The sequence below is a fragment of the Kineococcus rhizosphaerae genome, assembly GCF_003002055.1.
In the GTDB taxonomy this organism is placed as follows: Bacteria; Actinomycetota; Actinomycetes; order Actinomycetales; family Kineococcaceae; genus Kineococcus; species Kineococcus rhizosphaerae.
On the sequence record NZ_PVZF01000013.1, the window covers coordinates 70,262 to 91,863 of the forward strand.

At 75.8% G+C, this 21,602-nt stretch carries 20 protein-coding genes; 9 read left to right on the plus strand and 11 right to left on the minus strand.

The window, feature by feature from the left end:
• Positions 1 to 23: 23 nt before the first annotated feature.
• Positions 24 to 1,151: a C40 family peptidase gene (locus tag CLV37_RS21670; RefSeq protein WP_106214385.1), complete on the minus strand. Its 1,128-nt coding sequence runs from the start codon at positions 1,149 to 1,151 to the stop codon at positions 24 to 26.
• Between the two features lie 90 nt (positions 1,152 to 1,241).
• Between CLV37_RS21670 and murJ the strand changes: the two genes are divergently transcribed.
• Positions 1,242 to 2,906, plus strand: coding sequence for a murein biosynthesis integral membrane protein MurJ (murJ, locus tag CLV37_RS21675; RefSeq protein WP_211298848.1), 1,665 nt, complete (start codon positions 1,242 to 1,244; stop codon positions 2,904 to 2,906).
• Here the strand turns inward: murJ and CLV37_RS21680 are convergent.
• Positions 2,871 to 5,126, minus strand: a complete 2,256-nt coding sequence (locus CLV37_RS21680) for a DUF6049 family protein (protein ID WP_425433630.1) — start codon at positions 5,124 to 5,126, stop codon at positions 2,871 to 2,873. The genes murJ and CLV37_RS21680 overlap by 36 nt on opposite strands.
• Positions 5,030 to 5,506: an NUDIX hydrolase gene (locus CLV37_RS21685; RefSeq protein ID WP_106214392.1), complete on the minus strand. Its 477-nt coding sequence runs from the start codon at positions 5,504 to 5,506 to the stop codon at positions 5,030 to 5,032. The genes CLV37_RS21680 and CLV37_RS21685 overlap by 97 nt, the downstream gene beginning before the upstream one ends.
• 32 nt (positions 5,507 to 5,538) lie before the next feature.
• On the opposite strand from CLV37_RS21685, the gene CLV37_RS21690 reads away from it, so the two are divergent.
• Positions 5,539 to 7,053: a CCA tRNA nucleotidyltransferase gene (locus CLV37_RS21690; RefSeq protein WP_106214394.1), complete on the plus strand. Its 1,515-nt coding sequence runs from the start codon at positions 5,539 to 5,541 to the stop codon at positions 7,051 to 7,053.
• A 99-nt stretch (positions 7,054 to 7,152) separates the two neighbouring features.
• On the opposite strand, the gene CLV37_RS21695 is transcribed toward CLV37_RS21690, so the two are convergent.
• Positions 7,153 to 8,532, minus strand: coding sequence for a HAMP domain-containing sensor histidine kinase (locus CLV37_RS21695; protein WP_106214396.1), 1,380 nt, complete (start codon positions 8,530 to 8,532; stop codon positions 7,153 to 7,155).
• A 3-nt stretch (positions 8,533 to 8,535) separates the two neighbouring features.
• Complete coding sequence (locus tag CLV37_RS21700) at positions 8,536 to 9,246, minus strand: response regulator transcription factor (protein ID WP_106214398.1); 711 nt, start codon at positions 9,244 to 9,246, stop codon at positions 8,536 to 8,538.
• 180 nt (positions 9,247 to 9,426) lie between these two features.
• On the opposite strand from CLV37_RS21700, the gene CLV37_RS27810 reads away from it, so the two are divergent.
• The gene (locus CLV37_RS27810; RefSeq protein WP_170127419.1) at positions 9,427 to 10,326 is read left to right on the plus strand and encodes a DUF5666 domain-containing protein; all 900 of its coding nucleotides are present in this window, start codon (positions 9,427 to 9,429) and stop codon (positions 10,324 to 10,326) included.
• A gap of 102 nt (positions 10,327 to 10,428) precedes the next feature.
• Here the strand turns inward: CLV37_RS27810 and CLV37_RS21710 are convergent, their stop codons facing one another.
• Positions 10,429 to 11,076 carry a PilZ domain-containing protein gene (locus CLV37_RS21710; protein ID WP_106214402.1) on the minus strand — a complete coding sequence of 216 codons (648 nt, stop codon included), beginning with the start codon at positions 11,074 to 11,076 and terminating at the stop codon, positions 10,429 to 10,431.
• Positions 11,077 to 11,282: 206 nt separating this feature from the next.
• Here CLV37_RS21710 and CLV37_RS21715 point away from each other — a divergent pair, with 206 nt between their 5' ends.
• Positions 11,283 to 11,861 carry a hypothetical protein gene (locus CLV37_RS21715; protein WP_106214404.1) on the plus strand — a complete coding sequence of 193 codons (579 nt, stop codon included), beginning with the start codon at positions 11,283 to 11,285 and terminating at the stop codon, positions 11,859 to 11,861.
• A 6-nt stretch (positions 11,862 to 11,867) separates the two neighbouring features.
• Here the strand turns inward: CLV37_RS21715 and CLV37_RS21720 are convergent, their stop codons facing one another.
• A complete protein-coding gene (locus tag CLV37_RS21720) occupies positions 11,868 to 12,290 on the minus strand; it encodes a ChaB family protein (RefSeq protein ID WP_106214406.1) in 423 nt (140 codons plus the stop codon).
• Between the two features lie 26 nt (positions 12,291 to 12,316).
• Entirely contained in the window at positions 12,317 to 13,873 is a 1,557-nt protein-coding gene (locus CLV37_RS21725) for an MFS transporter (protein ID WP_106214408.1), read from the minus strand.
• A 49-nt stretch (positions 13,874 to 13,922) separates the two neighbouring features.
• Here CLV37_RS21725 and CLV37_RS21730 point away from each other — a divergent pair, with 49 nt between their 5' ends.
• Positions 13,923 to 14,513 carry a TetR/AcrR family transcriptional regulator gene (locus tag CLV37_RS21730; RefSeq protein ID WP_211298849.1) on the plus strand — a complete coding sequence of 197 codons (591 nt, stop codon included), beginning with the start codon at positions 13,923 to 13,925 and terminating at the stop codon, positions 14,511 to 14,513.
• A gap of 90 nt (positions 14,514 to 14,603) precedes the next feature.
• Entirely contained in the window at positions 14,604 to 15,839 is a 1,236-nt protein-coding gene (locus tag CLV37_RS21735; RefSeq protein ID WP_170127420.1) for a GGDEF domain-containing protein, read from the plus strand.
• Between the two features lie 210 nt (positions 15,840 to 16,049).
• Here CLV37_RS21735 and CLV37_RS21740 read toward each other — a convergent pair whose 3' ends face one another.
• Positions 16,050 to 16,655 (minus strand): TetR/AcrR family transcriptional regulator, encoded by a 606-nt coding sequence (locus CLV37_RS21740; protein ID WP_170127421.1) that lies wholly within the window; start codon positions 16,653 to 16,655, stop codon positions 16,050 to 16,052.
• Positions 16,656 to 16,786: 131 nt separating this feature from the next.
• Here CLV37_RS21740 and CLV37_RS21745 point away from each other — a divergent pair, with 131 nt between their 5' ends.
• Positions 16,787 to 17,527, plus strand: coding sequence for an SDR family NAD(P)-dependent oxidoreductase (locus tag CLV37_RS21745; protein ID WP_211298850.1), 741 nt, complete (start codon positions 16,787 to 16,789; stop codon positions 17,525 to 17,527).
• 110 nt (positions 17,528 to 17,637) lie between these two features.
• On the opposite strand, the gene CLV37_RS21750 is transcribed toward CLV37_RS21745, so the two are convergent.
• A complete protein-coding gene (locus CLV37_RS21750; RefSeq protein WP_106214417.1) occupies positions 17,638 to 19,143 on the minus strand; it encodes a SulP family inorganic anion transporter in 1,506 nt (501 codons plus the stop codon).
• Between the two features lie 583 nt (positions 19,144 to 19,726).
• On the opposite strand from CLV37_RS21750, the gene CLV37_RS21755 reads away from it, so the two are divergent.
• Both CLV37_RS21755 and CLV37_RS21760 read left to right on the plus strand, forming a co-directional pair.
• Positions 19,727 to 20,800, plus strand: a complete 1,074-nt coding sequence (locus tag CLV37_RS21755; RefSeq protein WP_106214419.1) for an acyltransferase family protein — start codon at positions 19,727 to 19,729, stop codon at positions 20,798 to 20,800.
• A 118-nt stretch (positions 20,801 to 20,918) separates the two neighbouring features.
• Positions 20,919 to 21,272 carry a MerR family transcriptional regulator gene (locus tag CLV37_RS21760; RefSeq protein ID WP_106214577.1) on the plus strand — a complete coding sequence of 118 codons (354 nt, stop codon included), beginning with the start codon at positions 20,919 to 20,921 and terminating at the stop codon, positions 21,270 to 21,272.
• A 43-nt stretch (positions 21,273 to 21,315) separates the two neighbouring features.
• Here CLV37_RS21760 and CLV37_RS21765 read toward each other — a convergent pair whose 3' ends face one another.
• The gene (locus tag CLV37_RS21765; protein WP_146149534.1) at positions 21,316 to 21,537 is read right to left on the minus strand and encodes a hypothetical protein; all 222 of its coding nucleotides are present in this window, start codon (positions 21,535 to 21,537) and stop codon (positions 21,316 to 21,318) included.
• Between the last annotated feature and the right edge of the window lie 65 nt (positions 21,538 to 21,602).

Genomic DNA, 21,602 nt, shown 5'->3' on the forward strand with positions numbered 1-21,602 from the left:
CGGACGCGGCCGGACGCGCGGGGTCAGGAGGGGCGCACGGCCCCGAACAGCCCCGGCATCGCCACCCCGGCCACGCGCACGACGTCCCCGGTGTGCGGCGCGTGCAGGACCTTGCCGCCGCCCAGGTACAGCGCGACGTGGTGGATGCTCGACGGGTCGCTGCCGTTGGCGTAGAACACCAGGTCACCGGGCTGCAGCGCGTCCAGCGGGACCTTCGGCAGGCCCGCGTACTGCTGGCGCGACGTGCGGGGGATCGTGACGCCCGCCTGCGCGTACGCCCACTGCGTCAGGCCCGAGCAGTCGAACGTCGACGGGCCCGTCGCGCCCCACACGTACGGCATCCCCTCGCGGGTGTGCGCGGCGGCGATGGCGGCCTGCGCGGTGCTGGAGGCGCCCGCGACGGCGTCGGCCACCGTGGACCCCGACCCCGACCCCGACCCCGACGCCGTCGCATCGGCGACCCCGGCCGCGGCGGCCCGGGCGGCGGCCTGCGCGAGGGCGTCCTGCCGGGCCTGCTCCTCCTCCTGCGCCACGGCCCGCGCGACCGCCGCGTCGGCGTCGGCGAGCAGCTGCCGCTGGGTGGCCAGGGCCTGCGTGACCTGCACCTGCGCCTGCGCGGCGGCGGCCTGGGCGGCGGTCTTGCGCACCCGGACCTGCTGCAGGCGGGTCTCGGCGGCCTGCGCGGCGGCCCGGGCGTCCGCCGCGCGGTCGACCGTGGTGGCGTCGTCGGTGACGACGCTCGCGGCCATCGCCGCGGCCCGCGCCGCCGTCGCCGCCGCGTCGAGGTCCCCGGAGAGCAGGTCGAACCCCGCCGGCAGGCTCGGGCCCGTCATGTAGAGCGAGCGGACCCGGCGCGTGGCCTGCGCCGTGGCCCGGCTGCTCGTGCCCGTCGCCGCGTCCAGGGCGGACTGCGCGCGGACCTCCTCAGAGACCGCCGTCGCGGTGTCGTCGACGGCCGTGTCGTACGCCTCGGTCGCGACGGACTGCTGCAGCTGCAGCGCCTCGACCCGGGCGCGCAGCGCGTCGGCCTGCGCCTTCAGCGTCGCGCTCGCCGGGACGGCCGGCGCGGGCTCGGCGTGGGCGCTCGCCACCGGCGCCCAGAGCGCGAGCGCCACGACACCCGCCGCCACGACCCGCTGGACCCTCGTCACCGTCGATGAGTCGTCACGGCGTGTGAAGACCTTGACCGGACCGGGGACGCGATGACCCGTCCGGCGCACTCATCGGCGACCATCGACCCCGTGAGTGCAGAAGTGGACGAGCCCACCACCGCGTCGAAGGACTCCCTGGCGCGCTCCAGCGCGCTGATGGCGAGCGGGACGCTCGTCTCGCGCGTGCTGGGCTTCGTCCGGGTCGCGCTGCTCGCCTCGGCGATCGGCGGGACGGCGGCCGGGGTCGGCGGCCAGGTCTTCGACGTGGCCAACAAGGCGCCGAACAACTTCTACATCCTGGTGGCCGGCGGCGTCCTCAACGCCGTCCTCGTCCCGCAGATCGTCAAGGCGTTCCGCCTCCCCGACGGCGGCCAGGAGTTCGTCGACCGGCTCATCACCCTGGCCCTGCTGATCATGGCCGTGGCGACCGTCCTCATCACGGCCGCGGCCCCGCTCGTCGTGCGGCTCTACTCCAAGGGCTGGAACGACGACTGGCTGGCCCTCGGCACCGCGATGGCCTTCTGGTGCCTGCCGCAGGTCTTCTTCTACGGCCTCTACACCGTGCTCGGGCAGGTCCTCAACGCCCGCGGCAGCTTCGGCCCGTTCATGTGGGCCCCCGTGGTCAACAACGTCGTCGCCATCGGTGGGACGGTCGCCTTCCTCGCGGTCTACCCGGGGGGTGAGGGCTTCACGGCGCAGCGGTGGACCCCGCAGATGATCGCCCTGCTCGCCGGGACCGCCACCGCGGGCGTCGCGCTGCAGGCGCTCGTCCTGCTGTGGCCGCTGCACCGCGTCGGGTTCCGCTACCGGCCCCGCTTCGGCTTCCGGGGCATGGGGCTGGGCAGCGCGGGCCGCGTCGCGGGCTGGACCTTCGCAGGGGTGCTCGTCGGCCAGGTCGCGTTCATCCCGACGTCGAAGGTCATGACCGCGGCGGGGGAGGCGCTCAACGCCGCCCACGTCGACGGCGCCTCCGGCAACTCCTACAGCTACGCCTACCTGCTGTTCATGCTCCCGCACTCCCTCGTGGCGGTCTCGCTCGTCACCGCCCTGTTCACCCGGCTCAGCAAGGCGGCCGTGGCCGGGGACGTCGCCGCCGTCCGCCGCGACTTCTCCTCCGGCGCCCGCACGGTCGCCGTCGCCGGGGCCCTGGCGGTGGCCGCCTTCGTCTCCCTCGGCCCGGCCGTGGGGGGCGCGATGTTCGGGGCCCGTCCCATCGGGCAGGTGCTCGTGGCGATGGCCGTGGGCCTCGTCCCCTTCAGCGTCACCTACCTCGTCCAGCGCGTCTTCTACGCCTACGAGGACGCGCGGACCCCGTTCGTCGTGCAGGTCGTCGTCGCGGCCGTGACCACCGTCGGCAACGTCGTCATCCACTTCGAGGTGCCCGTGCAGTGGCAGGTCGTCGCCATCGGCGTCTCGATGAGCGCGGCCAACGTGGTCGGCTGCGTCCTCGGGCTGAGCCTGCTGCGCCGCCGCTTCCACGCCCTCGACGGCCGGGGCGTCGACGGTCACCGCCTGCTGCGCACGCTCGTCCGGCTCACGATCATCACCGTCCTCGCCGCGGTCGTCGGGTTCGCCGTGGCCCGCGCAGGGGCCCTCGTCGGCCAGGGCCGCGTCGTGGACCTCGCCGTCGTGCTCGTCGGCGGCGTCCTCGTCCTGGCCGTCTTCACCCTGCTATGCCGCCTCATGCGCGTCCGCGAGCTCGAGGACCTCGTGAACCCGCTACTTCGCCGGGTCCCCGGCCTGCGCCGGCTCTGAGGGGGCGGGCGGGGGCGCGACGTCGGCGTGCGCGGCCCCGTCGACGCGCCGGCGCCCCTTCCGGAACGCCCGCACGAGGCCCAGCACCAGCAACCCGGCAGCCCCCCCACCCACGACCCCGCTGATCCAGTTCTCCACGTCGGCGCGCACGTTCAGCCGGATCTCCACCGGCTCGCCGAGGGCGCTGCCCGCCGGCGTGCGCAGCTGCGCCTCCACCACGACCGAGCCGTTCGCCAGGGCCCGCACCGGCACCGCGACGCGGCTCTGGCTGCGCGCCGCGACCGTCTGGCGGGGCACGGCGTCCAGCTGCACCCGCGCGGTCCGGGGCCGCAGCACCAGGTCGACCTGCACGGGCACGTCGAGCTCGTTGACGACCGTGATGGGCAGCTCGCTGCGCTCGGCGGCGAGGTTGCGGACGCTGCCGGTGACGACGCTCACCCCCGCCGTGAGGGCCTCGACGGCGCGCGCGAGCCCGGCGCGGGCCGCGGGCAGCTCCGCGACGTGACCGCGCCAGGACACCCCCAGCAGGACCAGGGCCGCGCGCTGCTGCGAGAGCAGACCCGCGCCGAGGGCACCGGACGGCAGGGCCGTGGCGAAGTCGTCGACCCCGACGAGCGCCTCCTGCACGTCCACGACGTGCGCGGTCGGCAGCGCCGCCCGGGCCGTGGCCGCCGGGACGTCCGGGCCCGAACGCTCCACGTCGGGCGCGGGTGTCGCGAGCAGGTCCGTCAGCGGCTGCCAGCTCGCCCAGCCGGACGACTCCACGTCGGCGATCAGGGCGGACAGCTGCTCGGCGGCCGGCGCGAAGCTGCGCGGGGCGACGAGCAGCTGCCCGCGGGGGTCGCTGGGGCGCTGCGACGCCGTGGTCGCGGCCTCGGCGATGAGCCGCTGGCGCACGAGGACGACCTGGTCGGGGTCGGCGGCGTCGGCCAGCACCGAGGACATCGTCCGGTCGGCGACGAGGGCCTCGACCGAGGTGTCGCGCAGGTCGACGCTCGCACGTCCCACGGGCGTGAACGTCAGGTCCGCCGACGGCGGCAGGCAGACGTCGTCGAGGACGACCGTCGTGGCGCCGCCGCCGACGCAGAACGCCAGCAGGTCCTCGTCGGCGGCCTCGTCGGCGGGCCAGGCCACGTCCGTGCGGACCACGGCCCCCGTCAGCGCGTCGAACGCCCCGCCCGCGGACCGCACGGCGCGCCCGAGCAGGTCGGAGCCGACGGCCGTGCGCTCCAGCGCCGCGAGGTCGGGGTCGCCGAAGGGCAGCCCGAGGACGACGCGGCCGGCGGCCGCGGCCGTCAGCTCGGCGACCCAGCCCGTGAGGGTGGCCGCGTCCGCGTCGGCCCCGGCGGTGGCAGCGGCGGTCTGCGCACCGCCGCGCAGGGAGTCCACCGCCGCCGTCAGCGCCGGGTCCAGCGCCCACGCCACCCGGGGGTCGGCGCTGCCGGCGACCAGCGCCCGCAGCCGGTCCTCCACGGCCCGCGCCAGCCCGCCCGGGGACCCGTCGCGGCCGGCCACGAGCGGCAGCAGCAGCGTCAGCGGCGTCGGGTCGCCCTGGGGGGCGGAGACGAGGAACGTGCGCGCGACACCGACCCGGCCGGAGTCGTCGGAGACCTCCACGGCGGCCAGGTGCGCACCGACCCCGGCGCCGAGCGAGGCCGCGGGCAGGGTCAGCAGGACGTCGGCCGACTCGCCGGGCGACAGGCCCCCGGAGCCGACGACCACGTCGTCCGAACTGGCGCTGGAGCGGGTGATGGAGGCCCGGTCCGAGGCCCGCGCCCACTGGTCCAGCGCCGTGCGGGCCACCGTCGGCGAGCGCTGGGCGACCAACCGCGCGGTCAGGCCCGTCAGCGCGCTCGTCCCCCGGTGCCGCACCCGGGCCCGCACGGTGACGACGGAGCGGGCCGGGTCGGCCGCCGCGTACGCCGTCGGGGTGACGTCGAGCAGGACGACCCCCAGCGGCAGGGCCGTCGCCGTCGTCGCCGTCGCCGTCCCCGTCGTCGCCGTCCCCGTCGTCTTCGCGGTGGGTCTCGACCGCGCCTGCGCGCTCGCGGGCACGCCCGCCGCGACGCCACCGACCGCGAGCCCCGTCAGCAGCCCCCGACGCGTCACGGGGAGCCGGGAGCTCACGCCAGTTCGCCCAGCCGCAGCGTCGCCGCCGTCGCGGCGCGCCGTTCGTTGGGGAAGGCCAGCCGGGTGTCGAGGTCGGTGAACGGGACCCACTCGACGTCGACGGCCTCGGCGTCGGGGTCGTTCTCGACGGTCAGCGACCCACCGACGGCCTTGAGCAGGAACAGGTGGACGACCTTGTGGATGCGCCGGCCGTCCGCGGAGAACCAGTAGTCGATGGCGCCGAGGGTCTCGACGATCTCGCCGCGGATGCCCGTCTCCTCCTCGATCTCGCGCACCGCGGCCTCCTCGAGGGTCTCCTCGCCCTCGAGGTGGCCCTTGGGCAGGCACCACTCGGCGCGGCCCGCGCGGTTGAGGCGGCAGATGACGGCGGCGCGGGGCACACCGGTCGAGAGGTCGACGACGAGCCCACCCGAGGAGGTCTCCTGCACGGTGGGCAACCGCCGACGCGGTTCCCGGGCAGGCTTGACCATCGGCTCACTGTAGCCAGGGCGGGTGCCGTCTCATGGCAGGCTTGCACCCCGTGCTGCCCGAGGAGTCCCGCCCGACCGCCCCGACCGAACCCGCCGCCGCGCTGGAGCTGGCCCTGGACGAGGCGCGGGCCAGGGCCGTGGAGGCCCTCGAACCCGTCATGCCGCTCCTGGTGGACCTCGGCCGGGTCTTCGCCGGGGCCGGTTTCGAGCTGTCCCTCGTGGGTGGGCCCGTGCGCGACGCGTTCCTGGGCCGGCGCTCGGCCGACCTGGACTTCACGACCGACGCGCGCCCCGACGACACCGTCGCGCTGCTGAAGCAGTGGGGGGACGCCTACTGGGAGATCGGCCGCGACTTCGGCACCATCGGGGCCCGCAAGAAGGACCTCGTCGTCGAGGTCACCACGTACCGCTCCGAGAGCTACGACGCCGACTCCCGCAAGCCCGAGGTCTCCTACGGCGACGACCTCGTCGGCGACCTGTCCCGGCGCGACTTCACCGTCAACGCGATGGCCCTGCGACTGCCGTCGCTGGACTTCGCCGACCCCCACGACGGCCTGAAGGACCTCGCCGCCGGCGTCCTGCGCACCCCCGGGACCGCCGAGCAGTCGTTCTCCGACGACCCGCTGCGGATGATGCGCGCGGCCCGGTTCGCGGCCCAGCTGCGCCTGCGCGTCGCCCCCGAGATCACGGCGGCGATGGCCGCGATGGCCGAGCGCATCGCCATCGTCTCGGCCGAGCGCGTGCGCGTGGAGCTGGAGAAGCTGCTCGTCGCGCCCGACCCCGTCGCGGGGCTGCGGATCCTCGTCGAGACCGGCCTGGCCGACCACGTCCTGCCGGAGCTGCCCGCGCTGCGGCTGGAGATCGACGAGCACCACCGCCACAAGGACGTCTACGAGCACTCCCTGACCGTCCTGGAGCAGGCGATGGACCTCGAGACGGATGGCCCGGACCTGCTGCTGCGCCTCGCCGCGCTGCTGCACGACATCGGCAAGCCCCGCACCCGCCGGTTCGAGGACGGCGGCGGCGTCAGCTTCCACCACCACGAGGTCGTCGGCGCGAAGCTGGTGACCAAGCGGCTGAAGGCGCTGCGCTTCGACAACGACACGATCAAGGCCGTCGCGCGGCTGACGGAGCTGCACCTGCGCTTCCACGGCTACGGCGACGGGGAGTGGACCGACTCCGCCGTGCGGCGCTACGTCACCGACGCCGGCCCGCTGCTGCCGCGCCTGCACCAGCTGACCCGCAGCGACTGCACGACCCGCAACGCCCGCAAGGCCAAGCGCCTCTCGCAGGCCTACGACGACCTCGAGGCGCGCATCGCCCGGCTGCGTGAGCAGGAGGAGCTCGACGCGATCCGCCCCGACCTCGACGGGACGCAGATCATGGCGCTGCTCGGGATCGGGCCCTCGCGCGTCGTCGGGCGCGCCTACCAGCACCTGCTGTCGCTGCGGATGGACCGCGGGCCGCTGGGGGCCGAGGAGGCCGAACGGGAGCTGCGGGCGTGGTGGGCGCAGCAGCCGGAGTCGCAGGAGTCCCCGCAGGGCTGAGGAGCCGGGACTCTGGTCGTTCGTCGGGTCGGGACCGTTGACGCATCGGTGCGAAAGGTTCGTACCGATGCGTCAACGGTCCCGACCCCGACCCGGCCCTCAGCCCAGGGGCACGGTCAGGACGAGGACGGCCCCGCGGGGCAGGCCGGGCGGCAGGTCCACCTCGGCCGGGTCCGCGCACCGCAGGTCCCCGCCGCCGGAGCGGGCCAGCCCCCGCGAGATCGACAGGCCCAGCCCCGCGCCCCCGTCGCCCGCGCGGGCCGGGTCCAGCCGCACGAGGCGGTCGAAGACGCGCTCGCGGTCGGCCGGTGCGATGCCCGGACCGCCGTCGGCGACGACGACGCGACCCCACCCGTCCGGCCGGTCCACGGTGACGACGACGGGCCCGGCGGGGGCGGCCCGCCGCGCGTTGGACAGCAGGTTCACCAGGACCCGGCGGACGTGGTCGGGGTCGGCGACGACCTCGACCACGGTGCCCTCCGGGGCGCGCACGTCCACGCCCCGCCCCAGGGGGCCGGCCTCCTCCACGGCCGCGCGGACCAGCGGGGCGAGGCCGGTGCGCACGGGCCGGGGCTGCAGCTCCTCCAGCCGCGACACCGACAGCAGGTCCGTCACGAGCTGGGCCGCGCGCCGGGCCTCGCGCACGATGCGGACCGCGGCCTCCTCGCGGGCCCGCCGGTCCGGTCCCTCCCCGGTGTCCAGCAGCAGCCGCTCGGCCGCCGCGGTGACCGCGGCCAGCGGGGTCCGCAGGTCGTGGGCGACGTCGGACAGGAAGCGCTGCATCCGGTCCCGCGAGCGGGTGGCGCGTTCCTCGGCCCCCTCCAGGGAGTCGATCATGCGGTCGAAGGCAGCGGCCGTGCGGCCCAGCTCGGTGTCCGTGCGGTCCGGGTCCAGCCGCCGGCCGCGGTCGCCGTCGGCGATCGAGCGGGCCGTGGCCGTCATGGTGTCCAGCGGGGCCAGGGCCCGGCCGAGCAGCAGCCACGAGGCCACGACGGCCAGGGCCAGACCCGCGAGCGCCCCCAGGAGCATCGAGCGGCGGAACTGGGCCAGGGCGTCCTCGACGGGCCGCAGCGACGTCGTCAGGACGAGGACCCGGTCGCCGCGCAGGGTCCGGCTCGTGCGCAGCAGGTCCCCGTCCTGCGTCACGGCCGCCTTCGGGCCGCCCGGGGCGGGCCCGGCCGTCCCGGGCGGCCCGGCGGGTCCGTCCAGGGGACCGGGGGTGCCGACGACGGTGCCCTCGTCGGACTCCAGCCGCGCGTCCGCCCCGGCGGTCTGGAGCCGGTTGACGAGGGTCTGGTCGTCGACCGTGCCGTCGAGCTGGACGCCCAGCTCGGCCAGGGAGGACAGCCGGGTCCGGGCGTCGTCGCGCAGCCGCGAGCCCAGGTCGGCGTCGACGAACAGCCCGACGGCGAGCAGCAGCGCCGCCAGGACAGCCGTCGCGACGGCGACCACCCGGCGGCGCAGCGAGACCGTGCGCACCGCTCAGCCGTCGCCGTCGGTGGGCGCGGTGGGGCTCGCGGTGGGGACCCGCAGCACGTAGCCGAGCCCGCGGACGGTGTGCACGAGCCGGGGTCCGTGCTCCTCCAGCTTGCGGCGCAGGGCGCTGACGTGGACCTCGACGAGGTTCTGGTCGTAGTGCTCGTACCCCCACACCTGGGTGAGCAGCTGCAGCTTGGACAGGGTCCGCCCGCGGTGGCGGACGAGCTGGGCGAGCAGCCGGAACTCCGTCGCCGTGAGGTCCAGCGCCACCCCGGCGCGCAGGGCCACGGCCGCGGACTCGTCGACGACGAGGTCGCCCACCTCCACGACCTGCGGGGTCCGGCCGGAGCGGCGCAGCACGGCGCGCAGCCGCACGAGCAGCTCCTCGACGGCGAACGGCTTGACGACGTAGTCGTCGGCGCCCGCGGCGAAGCCGGACAGCCGGTCGTCGATGTCGTCGCGGGCCGTGACGAAGACGACGGGCACGTCGCGCGGCACGCAGACCCGCCGGGCCAGGGACGTGCCGTCCTCGCCGGGCAGCATGACGTCCAGGACGGCGATGTCGGGGCGGAAGTGCTCGACGACCTCGTCGAGGTCGCGCCCGTCGGGGCGGGCGCGCACGACCATCCCGGTGCCGGTGAGCGCCTCGGTGACGGACTCGGCGATGAGCGGGTCGTCCTCGACGAGCAGGACCCGGACGGCTGCGGTGGGCACCGCACGAACATCGCAGAGCGGTGCAGGCGCGGCCAGCGCACGAGCTGAAGGGAGGCTGAAGGACCGCGGCCGGGGGTGCCCGCTTCAGGCCGGCTTCAGGTCCGGCCGGTGGTGTGGACCTCGCCGCGGACCGCGAGGTCGCGGTGAGAGCAGGTCCGAGACCGACCGTGGAGGAACACCGTGACCACCACCCGCCCCACCGACCCGACCGACCGCGCCGCGCGCCGCGGCGCCCGCGTCCGCCGGTTCGTCCTCGGCGCCGCCGTGGCGACGGCCGCCGGCGGGCTCGCCGCGACGGCCGCCGTCGCGGCGACCAGCGCACCGGACACCCCCACCGGGACGGCGACGAGCCCGTCCGCCTCGGCCCCGGCCGCGCCCGGTGACGGCACCGCACCGGCCCCCTGCGGCCCCGCCGGACCCGGCGCCCCCGGTGGCCCGGGCCGTGCCGGCCCGCCGGCCGGCGGGACGCTCACCGCGGTCGACGGCGACACCCTGACCCTGACCGCGCCGCGCGGGGAGATGACGACCGTCACCCTCACCGGCGACACCGTCGTCGTGCTCGACCGGGGCCTGGGGCAGGGCGAGGAGACCACCGACCGCAGCGCCCTGAGCGTCGGGCAGCGCGTCCACGTCGAGGCGGCGTCCTCCTCGTCGTCCACGACCGGCGGCGTGACGGCGGCCCGCGTCGTCGTGGAGCCGGTGCGCGCCGACGGGGACGTGACGGCCGTCGACGGGGACTCGCTGACGATCGCCGGGCCCGACGGCGCGAGCACCGTCGTGGACGTCGCGGGGGCGCAGGTCCTGCGCGACGGCCAGAGCGCGGACGTCTCCTCGATCGCCGTCGGTGAGCACGTGCACGCCGAGGCCGCCGCGGGCACGGCGGTGGGTCAGGACGGGTCGTTCACCGCGACGCGCGTCGAGGTGGGCCGCCCCACCCCGCCGGCCGGGGCCCCGACCCCGCCCGAGGGCGCTCCGGCCCCGGGCACCGGTGCGCCGACGCCCGGTCAGGACGCGCCCGCACCCCCCACGGGCAGCGCGTCGCCCACGACGGGCGGCAGCGCACCGACCAGCGGGAGCTGACCCGGCCCCGGGCGGGCGGGGCCGCCCCCAGTGCGGTCCCGCCCGCCCGCACGCGCAGCACCCCCGGACCGGAGCGGTCCGGGGGTGCTGCGCGTGCGGGTCTCAGCCCCGGTTCTGCCGGGCCAGCTCGGTGAGCACGCTGCGCTCCAGCGCCTCGGCGGCTCCCTCGTCGAGCTCGACGAACCGCACGACGGCCTCGCCGGAGGTCTCGTCGACGCGCAGGACCTCGCCGCGGGCGTGGACCTCGCGGCCGTCGGCGAGCTCGAGGGCGACGTCGACGTCGGCGTGGGCGGGCATGTCCATGGCCCCTTCGACGCGCATGCCGGTGCGGGAGTAGTCGACGGTGCGGACGTCGGCGACGCCCTCGGCCATCGTGAGGTGGGCGGGCAGGGAGGCGGGGGCGCGGACGGCGCCGCGGCGGGTCTCGGCGGCGAGCAGCATGACGCCGGTGAGGGCGAGCTCGTCGTCGCGGTGGGCCTGGGCGACGGCCTGGAAGACGGCGTGCGGGGTGACGGAGGTGTCGTCGCCGGCGTCGGTGCTGACCCAGACGCGCTGCCCGTCGAGCTCCTCGACGGTGGCGGGGTCGGCGGCGACGTGGCTGGTGACGACGAGGCCGGCGGCCCCGGCGGTCCAGGACCGGACGGTGCCGGTGTGCCAGGCACCCGTGCTGCTCGTGGTCGGCATCAGGGTGACCGTGGTGTCGATCGCCGGTCCTTCGGTCATGAGCGTGCCGCCCTGCGTGCCGTCCACAGCGTCCCCCTGGTGTCGTGCAATGGTGTGACCGAATGAACACGCTACGTGACAAAGGGGGGTCGTTCCACCGGAACGAGGGAGTTCGTCGTGACCCTTGGTCACATCCGTCACTCCCTGCGCAGGAGTCCCACCACCGGCGGGACGGGTCGCGGCCGGGCGCACCGGCGGTGCGCCTCCAGAGCCCCGGGGCTAGCGTCGTCCCCGTGCTGTCCGTCCCCACCCTGATCAGCGGCCGGCGTCGGGACGCGCCGCCCGCCGACCCCGTGCTCCGCGCCTACCTCAACGAGCAGCTGGCCGCCGCGACGGGTCTGGGCGAGCAGCTGCGGCGGGCCGCCGCGATGGAGGTCCTCGTCGCCGAGCGGACGACGCTGCTGCGCGTGCGCCGCGAGGTCGGGGCCGACCGCGCCGCGCTGCGGACGGCCATGCGCCGGCTGGGGGCCTCGACCGACTGGGCCGTGGTGGGGGCCGGATGGCTGGCGGCCCACGCCAGCCGCCTGTCGCCGCTGCTGCACCGGCTGCCCGTCGTCGACCGCGTCGCCGGGGCGCTGCCCGCGACGCACCCCAGCCGCGAGGCCGTCGTCGAGGCCCTCATCACGCTCGAGGACGTCGTGGGCGGCCTGCACCGGCGGGCCGTCGCCGCCCGGCTGCTGGGCGAGCTCGTGGCCCGGCAGGGAGCCGAGTGGACCGCCGGGGTCCGCGGGCTGGCCGACCGCGCGCAGGCCCAGCGGGACGAGGTGGAGGCCGCGCACCGCCGGTGCGCGACGCCGCTGCTCAACAGCTGAGGCGGCTCAGCGGCTGGCGCGCGTCGCCCGGTCGTTGGCCTTGCGCAGCGCGTCGACGAGCTCGGCCTTGGTCATCGACGACCGCCCCCGCACGTCGAGCTCGCGGGCGAGCTGCAGCAGGTGCTCCTTCGTGGCGTGCTCGTCGACGCCGCCGGAGGTCCGCCGGTGGGTGTCGACCCCGCCCTCGGACTGCGGGTCCGAGGGCCCCTTGCGGCCGTCCTCCTTGGGCTGCCAGTGGTCGCCGACCTTCTCGTGGGTGTGCTTGACCGCGGCCCACGCGACGCGGTTGGCGCGCTGGGCGTCGTCGTACTGCTCCTCGGCCGCGTCGTGGGCCTTGGCGTAGGTGGCCTGGGCCTTGGCGTCCGAGCGCTGCAGCGTGCTGGGCAGCTCGTCGGCGACGGGCTTGCCGCCCCCGGTCGTCTTGGGCATCGCGACTCCTCTCGACGCCTCCGACGCTAGGCCCGCCCGGCCCCCTCCACACCCCGGGGCCGCAGCGAGCGCCACACGACGAGCGCGGCCCCGGCCGTCAGGACGGCGCCGGCGAGCGCCGTCGCGTCGAGGCCGTGGGTGAAGGCCGCGCGCGCCGAGTCCAGCAGGGCGGAGCCGTCGGGCAGGGCCGCGGCGGTCTCGACGGCTGCGCCGAGGGTCTCGCGCGCCTGCTCGGCCCCGGCGGGGACCTCGACCCGGTGGCGGTAGACGGCGTTCAGGACGCTGCCCAGGACGGTGGTGCCGAGCACGGCACCGACCTCGTAGGCGGTCTCGGAGATCGCCGAGGCGGCGCCGGTGCGGTGTGCGGGGGCGGCGGACAGGATCGCGTCGTTGGTCAGGGTCTCGGCCAGGCCCGCGCCCGCGCACAGCACGACGAACGCGACGGCGAGCTGGACGGCGGCGCCGGTCCCGGTGCCGGAGCCGAGCAGCGACATCACGACGTACCCGGTGGTGCCGAGCAGCAGCCCGGTGGCGATGAGCAGGTCCAGGCGCAACCGACGGGCGAGGCGGGCCGCGACGAGACCGGCCGCGAAGGTCACGACGGCCCCGGGCAGCAGCAGCAGACCGGCGTGCAGGGGCCGCATCCCCAGGACGAGCTGGAGGTACTGCGAGACGGCGAAGAGCATGCCCGTCATCCCGCAGACGCTCATGAGGTTGGCCAGGACGGAGGCGCGGAAGACGGGCAGCCGGAACAGGTCGACGTCCAGCAGCGGATCGGCCAGGCGCAGCTGGCGGCGCACGAAGACGACGGCCAGGACGAGCCCGAGCGCGGACGTCGCGACGGGGCCGGTGGTGAAGCCGTGCTCGGCGAGGGTCTTGACCCCGTAGACGAGCGAGGTCAGGGCCAGGACGGAGACGGCGACGCTGACCAGGTCGAGCCGGCCGTGCGCGCCGGGGTTGCGGTGCTCGCGCACCAGGAGCGGGGCCAGGACGAGCAGCGCGACCATGAACGGCACGTTGAGCAGGAAGACCGAGCCCCACCGGAAGTGCTCGAGCAGCCAGCCGCCGACGATGGGCCCGAGGGCGCCCCCGGCGGCGAACCCGCCGGCCCACACGGCGAACGCGGTGCGGCGCTGCTCGCGGTCGGTGAAGGTGCTGCGCAGCAGCGACAGCGTCGAGGGCATGAGGGTCGCGCCGAAGACCCCGAGGGCGACGCGGGCGGCGATGAGCGCCGTCGCGGAGTCGGCGAAGGCGGCCAGGAAGGAGACGACCCCGAACCCGGCGGAGCCGATGAGCAGCATCCTGCGGGCGCCGTAGCGGTCGCCGAGGGTGCCCATGGTCACGAGGAGGCCGGCGATCGCCAGGGAGTAGCCGTCGACGATCCACAGCAGCTGGGTGCCGGTGGGGGAGACGGCCTCGCTGATGGCGGGCAGCGCGAAGCTCAGGACGGTCATGTCGATCGAGATGAGCAGTACGGGCAGCACGAGCACGGCGAGCGCGGCCCACTGGCGGGAGGTCGGACGGGCGGGGGCCGGGGCGGCCTGGAGGGTCATGGTCTCGTTCCTGGATCGGAGGTCGTCCATGACTGTACCGTCCGGACGGTACAGTTGGCGAGTGGTTAGCCTTCCCCCCGTGCCGAGAGAACGCGCGCCCCGCGACCCCGCGGCGACCCGGGACCGACTCGTCGACGCCTTCGCCGCGATCGTCGTGACGTCCGGGGCCCGCTCGGCGACCCTGGAGGCCGTCGCCGCCCGTGCGGGGGTGTCCAAGGGCGGCCTGCTGTACCACTTCGCCTCCAAGAGCGCCCTCGTCGACGGTCTCCTCGCCCGGCTGCGGCAGCTGACCGAGGCCGACCTCGAGCGCATGCGCACCGCCCCCGAGGGCCCCGCCGAGTACTACGTCCGCACCTCCGCGCTGGAGGCGGTGAGCCTGTTCGCCGACGAGCCCGACCCGCTGTCCACGGCGCTCGTCGCCACCCTGCGCCTGGCCCAGGAGGGCGAGTCGCGCGCCACGGCCGCCTTCGCGGCCGTCAACGCCGACTGGCGCGCCCTCATCGAGACCGAGGTCGGCGGCGACCGGTCGCTGGCCCGGATGGTCCAGCTCGTCGGCGACGGGCTGTGGGGGTCGGCGTCCATGGGCATCCCGGTGGACGACCTCGACGTCGTCCTCGACCAGGTCCGCCGCCTGGTGCGGTCGAGCCGACACGCCGCGACCACGGGCTGATCCACCCGTTCGGCGGCTCCGGCCGCCACGCAGCGCTGCCGAAGAAATCCGTGACGGACCCCACGGGGGTCCGCGGGGAGGGGTGGAGTGGTGCAGCTCGAGCAGGGGGTCCCGGCGACGGCCCGGTCCTTCGAGAGCTTCCCCGACCCCACCTGGAGCGTCGGCGGCGACGGCCGTCTCGTCGCGTGGAACCGCGCCGCGGAGGACGTCTTCGGCCTGACCCTCGCCGAGGTCGCCGGCCGCACCCCGCTCGACGTGCTCGGGGACGCCGCCGCGGCGGCGGGCCCGGTCGCGCTGCGCGACGCCCACGGCCGGCCCGTGCACGGCTCCGTCGTGCTCTGGGTGCAGGACGGGCTGCGCCACGCGTCGCTGCGCGTGAGCACCGGCGACGCCGGGGCGATCGGCCGCGCGGTGCTGGCCGAGCTGCTCGAGCACGTGAGCGACGCCGTCCTGACCGTCGACGCCGACGGGATCGTGCGCTCGGCCAACGGGGGCGTCGAGAAGCTGTACGGCGTCCCGGCCGTCGAGGCGGTCGGCCGCCCCGCGCGCGCCCTCACCCGCGACGACGGCACCGACGACGTCCTGCGGGCCGTGGCCCGGGCGCTGCGCGCCGGTGAGCCCTGGCGCGGCGTCGAGGGGGAGGTCACGACCCTCGCCGGCCGGACGGTGCTCGTCGAGACGTCGGCCACCGCCCTGTCCGACCCGCACGGCGGCTACGCCGGCGCCGTCCTGGTCAGCCGCGACGTCACCCCGGTGCGTGAGCTCGAGCAGTCCCTGCGGGCCGCGACCCGCGCCCTGCGCGACCGGGCCGCCGCCGTCGCCCGCGCCAGCCACCGCGACGCGCTGACCGGGGTCGCGGCCCGCAGCCTGCTGCAGGAGCGCATCGGCGCCGTCCTGTCCGCGGCCACCGACGGCGACGACCCCGTCTGGGTCCTCGCCGCCGACCTCGACGGCTTCCGGGCCGTCAACGACTCCTACGGCCTGGCCGCCGGCGACGCGGTCCTCATCTCCTTCGCCGCGCACCTGCGCTCCGCGCTGCCGCCCACCGCGACCGCGGGCCGCCTCGGCGCCGACGAGTTCGCCGTCGTCCTGCCCGGCCTCGCCGAGGACGAGGTGCAACGCGTCGCCCGCACGGTCGGCGCGTGGACCCCGCCGTTCCCGCTGCCCTCGCGCGGCCGGCGCGCCGACGACCCGCCCGTCGGCGTCACCGTCGGCGTCGTGCGCGCCACCTCGCTGGAGTGCCGCTCACCCTTCGACACGGGGGTGCGGTCGGTGCTGCAGCGCGTGGAGGAGGCCGTGGCCGAGGGCAAGCGCGCGGCCCGCTGACCCGCGGCCGGCGGCTGCGCGCGGGCGGTCGTCCCGGCGCGCCCGCCGCACGTGGCGCTGGACCCGCGTGCGGCTCCCGCACCCCCTGGACCGCCGGCTCGACCGCGCCGCGCAGATCGTCGAGGGCATCCGCTCGGGGGCAGCGGAGGTCCTGGTCGACGACGTCACGCGCGAGGTCGAGGCGGCGCTGCCGAACGACCTGCAGGTGCTCTACCCGCGGGCCCGACCGGGATCTCCGGCCGTCCCGGCCGCCGCCACCAGCGCGCGGGCGGCCTCGCGCGCGGCGACGGCCCAGCCCTGGCCAGGCTCGGCGTGGGCGCCGGTCATCGCCCCGTCGTAGAGCATCGCGAGCTGGTGGGTCAGGACGTCGGTACCGGTCAGGCCGTCCTGGCGCAGCAGGCCGGCGAACAGCTCGCGGACCCAGGCGCGGTGGGCGAGGTTCACCTGGTGGGCCGGGGCGTCCGGCTCGCTCTCGGCCTCGGCGTTGGTGAAGGGGCAGCCGCGGAAGCCGTCGCTGTCGAACCACTCCCCGAGCAGGTCGAAGACGAGCAGCAGCTTGTCCACCCCGCTGCCGTCGTGGGCCCCGAGCCGGTCGGCGACGTGGTCCTGCCAGGAGCGGCTGCGCCCGCGCAGGTACTCCGCGACCAGGTCCTCCTTGGTCCGGAAGTAGGTGTACATCGTCGTCTTGGACACCCCCGCCTCGGCGGCGATGGTGTCGACCCCGGTGGCGTGGATGCCGGCCTCGTAGAAGAGGCGGTCAGCGGTGCTCAGGACCTTCTCCAGGCCGGGTCGGCGACGGGTCTTCAGCGCGGTCACGGCCCCAGCGTACGCGTGGTCGTACAGATCTGTTCAGTTCCCCTTGACGCGACTGAACAGACCTGTACAGTCGTCTTCAACTGAACGGACCTGTTCAGTTCTGATCCACCTCACGCACCTTCGGAGGAACCGTGAACACCCTCGACGGCAAGACCGCCCTGATCACCGGCGGCACCAGTGGCATCGGCCGTGCGACCGCCCGCCAGCTGGCCGCTCTGGGCGCCCACGTGGTCGTCAGCGGCCGCGACCGGGTCCGCGGCGATCAGGTCGTCGCGGCCCTGCGCGCCGACGGCCACCGGGCCGACTTCGCGGCCACCGACCTCGACGGGGAGAGCGCCGCCCGCTCGTTGGCCCGGACCGCGACCGAGCTCGGCGGCGGCCACGTCGACGTCCTGGTCAACAGCGCCGGCGTCTTCCCCTTCGGTCCGACCCACGAGACCCGTGGGGCCGACTTCGACGCCGTCTACGCGCTCAACGTCGAGGCGCCGTACTTCCTCGTCGCCGAGCTGGCCCCCCGCATGGCCGAGCGCGGTGACGGGGCGATCGTCAACGTCACCACCATGGTCGCCCAGTACGGCGCGGCCGGCATGGCGTTGTACGGCTCCTCCAAGGCGGCCCTGACCTCGCTCACCAAGGCGTGGGCCGCCGAGTACGGACCCTCGGGCGTGCGGGTCAACGCCGTCAGCCCCGGCCCCACCCGCACCGAGGGCACCGCCGTCATGGGCGAGGCGCTGGACCAGCTCGCCGCGCAGGCCCCGGCGGGCCGGCCGGGGACCCCCGAGGAGGTCGCCGAGGCGATCGCCTACCTCGTCACCGCCGGCTGGGTCCACGGCGCCGTCCTGCCCGTCGACGGCGGTCGCACCGCCGTCTGAGCGCACCGGACGTCGGCGGGCCGGTCGCGGGGAGCCGCCCGAGCTCGTGCGTGGGGGCGGGCTCGGGCGGCGATCGGGGTCCGGCCCGTGGCCGACTCGGCAGCGGGCGGTCAGTGCCCGCTGCCGAGGTGCCCGGCGAGCCGCTCGAGGCGGGCGGAGCTGTCCGCGTTCAGGCCGGTGACGTTCACGGTCTTGCCGCGGGCGGCGTACTTGGTCTGGACCGCGTCCAGCGCCGCGACGGTGGAGGCGTCCCACACGTGCGCGGCGGACAGGTCGATCTCGACGTGCCCGGGGTCGCCGGAGCAGTCGAACCGCGTCACCAGGTCGTTGGACGAGGCGAAGAACAAGGCGCCGGTCACCGAGTAGGTGCGGGTGGTGCCGGCCGGGTCCAGGACGCTGGTGACCTCCACCAGGTGCGCGACCCGGCGGGCGAACAGCAGGGCGGCGAGGAGGACCCCGACGACGACGCCGATGGCCAGGTTGTCGGTGGCGACCACGACGACGACGGTGGCGACCATGACGGCGGTCTCGCTCCCGGGCATGCGGCGCAAGGTCGCCGGGCGCACGGAGTGCCAGTCGAAGGTGCCGACCGCCACCACGATCATCACCGCGACCAGGGCGGCCATCGGGATGGTGGCCACCACGTCGCCCAGGCCGACGACCAGGACCAGCAGGAACACCCCGGCCAGGAACGTGGAGGCGCGGGTGCGGGCGCCGGCCTTCACGTTGATCATGGTCTGCCCGATCATGGCGCAGCCGCCCATCCCGCCGAAGAAGCCGGTGATGACGTTGGCCACGCCCTGGCCCCAGGCCTCCCGGCCCTTGCGCGAGGGGGTGTCGGTGACGTCGTCGACGAGCTTGGCCGTCATGAGCGACTCCATCAGCCCGACCAGGGCCATGCCCAGGGCGTAGGGGGCGATGACGCTCAGGGTGTGCAGGGTCAGCGGCACGTCCGGCAGCAGCGGGAAGGGCAGGCTGCTGGGCAGCTCGCCCTCGTCGCCCACGTTCGGGACGGCCAGGTGCGCGGCGACGGTGACGACGGTCAGCAGCACGATCGCGACCAGCGGGGCCGGGACGGCCCGGGTCAGGCGGGGGAGGAGGACCATCAGGGCGATGCCGACGGCGACCATCGGGTAGACGATCCAGGGCACGTCGCGCAGGTGGGGCACCTGGGCCCAGAAGATGAGGACGGCCAGGGCGTTGACGAAGCCGACCATCACGCTGCGCGGCACGTAGCGCATCAGCTTGGCCACTCCCAGCAGGCCCAGGACGACCTGCAGGACCCCGGCGAGGATGACGGTGGCCAGCAGGTGGTCCAGGCCGTACTGGCGCACCACGGGGGCGACGACCAGGGCGACGGCGCCGGTGGCCGCGGAGATCATCGCCGGACGGCCGCCGAGGACGGCGATGGAGACGGCCATGGTGAAGGAGGCGAACAGCCCCACGCGGGGGTCGACGCCGGCGATGACGGAGAACGAGATCGCCTCCGGGATCAGGGCCAGGGCCACGACGAGGCCGGCGAGGGCCTCGGTGCGCAGGACCCGGGGCGTCAGCCACGGCGGGCGGCGGTGGGTGACCGGCGCCGGGGCGGCCGGGGACGTGGCGGACGAGGCCAAGGGGTGCTCCGTTCACGGGTGGTCAGCAGGACGGCACCGGCGCCGGGCGGAGGTGTCCGGCCGTCGGTGGGTGGATCAGTGCTCAGTGCGCAGGGGTGGTGAGCGGCGTACCGGCCGCCGGGCCGTTTCCCTCGTTCCCTGACCCGCCGGCCGCACCAGAGCGTGGTGGCTTCTGTGCTGGCTGCGACGACTTCGTGGAGAGGTGACCCGATCGGTGGGTGGTGTCCCGCCGTGCTCTCAACTCTACCCTAACGTAAGGGTAGAGTCCGGGTCGCTGACGGCGCAGCAGTGGCGTCCCCGTGCCCGCCGGGCACCCGTGGACGTCACGCACCGCGTCGTCCCCCGACTGCTCCCACCCGGGTCGATGAGATGAGGACGAGTGAGCACCACTCCCGGCCGTCCCGCTGGCCGCCGCGCCCACCACCCCGACGTCCGCCCCCAGCACGGCCGGATCGGGGGGTCACCAGCCGCACCGGCGATCCCGTTCCGTCGTGGTTCCGACCGACCGCACGGTCCCGGCACCCGCCGCCCGGGGTCGACCTCCGCCCCGGGAGCACCCTCGACGAACGGCCGCGGCAGGCGGGTGCACCGCCGGGACCGGCCGACGCTGGCCGAGGCCTTCGACCCGCGCAGCAACGCCCTGGACCTGCTGCGGCTGGCGCTGGCCACCACGGTGGCGGTGGTGCACACCGCGCTCATCGGCACCGGCCACCAGCCGCAGACCGGCTCCACCGACCTGGGCAGCCTGGCCGTGGACGCCTTCTTCGTCCTGTCCGGCTTCCTCGTCACCCGCAGCTACCTGCGACTGGGTTCCCTGCGCCGCTTCGTCTGGCACCGCGCGCTGCGGATCCTGCCCGGGTTCTGGGTGTCCCTGCTGCTGACCGCCGGAGTCGTCGCCCCGCTGCTGGCCGTGCTCGAAGGACGCTCAGCGACTTCGGTGTTCACCGGCCCGGACTCCGCGCTGGACTACCTGACGCGCAACGCGCTGCTGCACGTCGAGCAGTTCGGCATCAGCGGTCTGGGTGCTGGTTCCGGCGCGCCGGACGTGGTCAACGGATCCCTGTGGACGCTGTTCTACGAAGCCTGCTGCTACGTCCTCGTCGCCGCCCTCGGCGTGCTGGGCGTCCTGCGCCGCCGGCGGTGGCTGGTGCTGGCCCTGGTGGTCGCCCTGTGGGTGCTGACCATCGCCGCCACGGCGGGGTTCAACCCGCTGGGCTCGACGCTGATGCTGCGCCTGAGCTTCGTGTTCCTGCTGGGCGCCGCCGGGCACCTCTTCGCCGACCGGATCCCGGTGCGCGGGTGGCTGGCCGCGCTCAGCCTGGTCCTGGTCGTCGTCGGGCTGGTCGTCCTGCCGGACTACCGCGCCCTGGCCGGGCCGGCGTTCGCCTACCTGTTCCTGTGGGCCGTCGTGCGCTGCCCGTGGCGCCCGCGCCTGCGCACCGACCTGTCCTACGGCACGTACGTCTGGCACTGGCCGACCGCCCAGGTGCTGTTCGCCCTCGGCGCGAGCGCCGTGACCGTGGTGCCCTTCGTCCTCCTCGGCCTGGCGCTGACCGCCGCGATCGCCGCGGCCTCCTGGACCTTCGTCGAACGCCCGGCGTTGAGCTGGAAGAACGCCACCTGGGTCACCCGGACACCCCGCCGGCTGCGCCGCTGACCAGCGGGGGCCGGCGTCCGGACCCCGGTCGGCGCCTGAGGACCGGGGGCCGGCGGGGGAGTGCTTGACTACGACGGTGGACACCCCCGCCGCCTCGGAGCCGGGGACCACGCGGCTCATGCAGATCGGTGAGGTCGCCGAACGGGTCCAGCTCTCCCACCGCACCGTGCGCCACTACGACGACGAGGGCCTGCTCACCCCCACCCGCAGCGCCGGCAACTTCCGCCTCTACACCGAGGCCGACGTGCAGCGCCTGCTGCTGATCCGGCAGATGAAGCCGCTGGGTTTCTCCCTGGACGACATGCGTCACCTCATCGCCGTCCTGGACGAGCTGACCGCGACCCCCGGTGACGAGCAGCGCGTCCGGGAGCTGCGGACCTTCGTCGCCACCGCTCAGGAACGCCGGGACCGGCTCGCCCAGCAGGTGCGAACCGCCGACGCCTGGCTGGAGGACCTGCGCTCGCGGCTGTGAGGCGGTCCGCCCCGGTGCTCCTGCGCCGGGTGGGGCGGCCGCCTCAGCGCCCGCTGCGGCGCCGGGCGCACCGGCGGGCCTGCACGGCGAAGGCGAGGGCGGCGAGGGTGAAGGCCGCCGCGGGCAGGTAGCCGAGGGTCTTCCCGCCGCCGAGGGCCTGGACCCACGACGGCAGCGAGATCGCCAGGAAGGCGACCGCCAGGGCGATCCAGGTGACGGGCCGGTCCGTGGGGGCCACCGCCGGCGGCGTGCGTCGCTGCGTCATGCCCCGACCCTGCCGCGCGAGGCGCCCGGTCCCCATCCCCCGTCGGTCGCGGTCGGGTCCGACGT

What these genes read in the sequence shown, in the direction of transcription:
- CLV37_RS21685 (WP_106214392.1), bottom strand. Translation starts at nt 5,506, where the DNA reads ATGGTCAAGCCTGCCCGGGAACCGCGTCGGCGGTTGCCCACCGTGCAG.
- CLV37_RS21690 (WP_106214394.1), top strand. Translation starts at nt 5,539, where the DNA reads ATGGCAGGCTTGCACCCCGTGCTGCCCGAGGAGTCCCGCCCGACCGCC.
- CLV37_RS21720 (WP_106214406.1), bottom strand. Translation starts at nt 12,290, where the DNA reads ATGCCCAAGACGACCGGGGGCGGCAAGCCCGTCGCCGACGAGCTGCCC.
- CLV37_RS21725 (WP_106214408.1), bottom strand. Translation starts at nt 13,873, where the DNA reads ATGGACGACCTCCGATCCAGGAACGAGACCATGACCCTCCAGGCCGCC.
- CLV37_RS21760 (WP_106214577.1), top strand. Translation starts at nt 20,919, where the DNA reads ATGCAGATCGGTGAGGTCGCCGAACGGGTCCAGCTCTCCCACCGCACC.
- CLV37_RS21765 (WP_146149534.1), bottom strand. Translation starts at nt 21,537, where the DNA reads ATGACGCAGCGACGCACGCCGCCGGCGGTGGCCCCCACGGACCGGCCC.